Below are 2,472 nucleotides of genomic sequence, written 5' to 3' on the forward strand. Positions count from 1 at the left end.
TTCTTGACTCAAGCATTAATGCAGTACGATCTTCAAAGTTAAGATGATGGTATGACAATTTTATATACTCCATAAACCCTTTAAATTAATTAGGTGGTTTATGTCGCACTTCAAGTTTTACTCTGCCGTAATTTGAGAAAAGTTTTTAAGGGATATTTCACAAATATAATTAATTCATACCTAAGCAATTGCTTATAACTTGGAGTTGAAGATATGAAAAGCCTACTTGATTTTTTTACAAACCGTTCTAAAACATTAAACATTATTGTGAATCCTGAATTAAATACAGGTCATTCCCTTGCTGATTTTTCGTATAACGAAGAATTGCATCAAGACCTTAATGTATTAACGGTTATTCCGCTTGATCATTACGGAAACTTTCTATCTTTAACCCTTGATGATTGGGGCGTTATTACTTCAAAAGTTCAATTCCCTGAGCATCTTGATTTTAATCAATTGCTCAGCATTTTTTGGGAAACACAACCCATTTTAGTTGTTACTGACATCGCACGTTCAGAAGTGCATGACAGCGACTTTTTTCAACAAAGCTTGGTCAAGCAAGTCAATCTTGCATATAGCCGAGATATTGCCAGTGAATATGCACCAGAAGATGTTCACTACATCTCTCAATCTTTTGATTTAGATAAGCTGATGCGTTGCGGTGTATATCTGCAAGGTCATTGCTATTCAGCTCATGATTTCGTCATTAACAACCATAACCTATTTGAAAAAGACAGCTTGATTGTGCCTGTTTTTAACATCCACTCGACACAAAAAGAACTGCAACAATTTTTAGTATTTGATCTGCAAGGTAAGTTTTTGGATTGCGTTGTTGGCACTGAAGTTTTGTACTAAGGAATATTGATCATGTCTAAAAAATACTTATTGATTGAATTGAGCTACGAAGCACCAAACAACACCAGTGCTGATGCTGTTTTGCACAATGTCTATATTGATATTAATCACCCTGAAAATCTGGCGATGTTTAGCGAGTCTTGCAAGAATCGCCATGAAATTAATGAAAACCTACCCATTTGCCAGTTAATCACTTCATGGGTTCGATTACTAGGGATCTTCACCATTCTGGACAATACGGATCAGGACAAAGAAACCCCTGTTCTCATTCAACTTGCTGACGGCGGTACTTTATCTATCGATGGTTGGGAAATTCTCGACCAAGAAACCAAAGATAGACGCTTGGCGTTAATGGACATTGAGCCAGATGAAGAACAAGACGTAGACGACCCTATTTTGTTCGCTTATGAGCATTCAGACTCAATCACACTCACCAAAGTTGAAAAGCCAGTAGCAGAAAGTGTATATGTCGCTACGCGTAACTCTTACAGCAACAACTTTGATTTAGTTCTTGAATGTATCTTGAATCCTGAAAAACATTACAGCCTATATCAAGGCTCATATGATGGCACTCATGTTCAAGTGATCCTGAATGACTTGGCACTACTACCATCATGTAAGACACATAAATCAGAAATTGGCGACTATGTAACATGCAATGTACTGGAGCTGTTCAAAGGCTCAATAGATGCGTATGGCGCAGAAAATGAATTTATTGATTCATTCGTGCAACTCGACATTACACCGTACTTAGATAGCACACTGAAAATGGACTACACCGAATTGCAGTTTAGCTACCAGAGCAACGATCTCATTGCATTTTTTGGTAATGATCCATGTTCTTAACATGGATCTCTATGGAATAGGAGAAAATACAATGTCTGATCATATCTATAATTACATCATCGGCAGAATCGACAAAAGCCGTAAACTTATGGTTCTGGTGAACTACGAATCAAGATCCAATCTGGTGACTCAAGCACAGTTAATGAAAGTCCAATTCCCGAACCTCAATACCTTGAGAATGTTCCTGAATGACTTTGAGCCAACGGAAAAACATGTTATCCATTACTCGAAATACAGTAAAGAAATGCCATCAGGTGCAGATGGATATTTCCTATTTTCAGAACATGACCAGCAATGGAATATTTTTGATCCTAATGTCTTAAGTCGGTTTGTTCGTATATACCAAGAATCACCAGAGTTAGATAGTTACCAAGATTACATCTGTTCTTGTGAAGTCAAAAACTCACCCACACTTAAAGCAAAACATAAAAAACAAGCATTTATGGAGAAGATGATCTTCACTTCATTGGGTTTTGAGCGTTATTGCCATCATTGCAATGGCTATGAACCACTGGATCGCTTTTATTATCATTCTGATACCAAAACCTATGAAGCAGTTTGCAAGCCTTGTTATGTTCCTCATTACAAGCCTTACAAAATGAAAAAACGTATGACCAGTACGGTTGAAGAATATATTTAATCATGGCGAATTCAAACATGAGGTGCGACAGTTTCAAAAGCCATATGATAATCAACAAGCTGAGCAAATTTCTCTAATGGTGTAAGCCAATCTAACGCCTTTCTAGGACGAGTATTCAGTGACATGGCAAC

The 2,472-nt window shown here is 37.1% G+C and carries 3 protein-coding genes and 1 pseudogene; 3 read left to right on the forward strand and 1 reads right to left on the reverse strand.

The window, feature by feature from the left end; all coding sequences use genetic code 11:
• Positions 1 to 213: 213 nt before the first annotated feature.
• The 3 genes from ACEWB7_RS17125 to ACEWB7_RS17135 are packed head-to-tail and all read left to right on the forward strand — an operon-like array spanning position 214 to position 2,341.
• Complete coding sequence (locus tag ACEWB7_RS17125; protein WP_038350028.1) at positions 214 to 855, forward strand: hypothetical protein; 642 nt, start codon at positions 214 to 216, stop codon at positions 853 to 855.
• A gap of 12 nt (positions 856 to 867) precedes the next feature.
• Positions 868 to 1,701, forward strand: a complete 834-nt coding sequence (locus ACEWB7_RS17130) for a hypothetical protein (RefSeq protein WP_033917499.1) — start codon at positions 868 to 870, stop codon at positions 1,699 to 1,701.
• Between the two features lie 31 nt (positions 1,702 to 1,732).
• Positions 1,733 to 2,341, forward strand: coding sequence for a hypothetical protein (locus tag ACEWB7_RS17135; RefSeq protein ID WP_099143618.1), 609 nt, complete (start codon positions 1,733 to 1,735; stop codon positions 2,339 to 2,341).
• Between the two features lie 11 nt (positions 2,342 to 2,352).
• On the opposite strand, the pseudogene ACEWB7_RS17140 reads toward ACEWB7_RS17135, so the two are convergent.
• Positions 2,353 to 2,472: pseudogene (locus tag ACEWB7_RS17140) on the reverse strand (IS30 family transposase); the annotation flags it as partial.

Origin of the sequence: Acinetobacter sp. NIOH-H-8 (assembly GCF_046635365.1) — a bacterium.
Taxonomy (GTDB): Bacteria; Pseudomonadota; Gammaproteobacteria; order Pseudomonadales; family Moraxellaceae; genus Acinetobacter.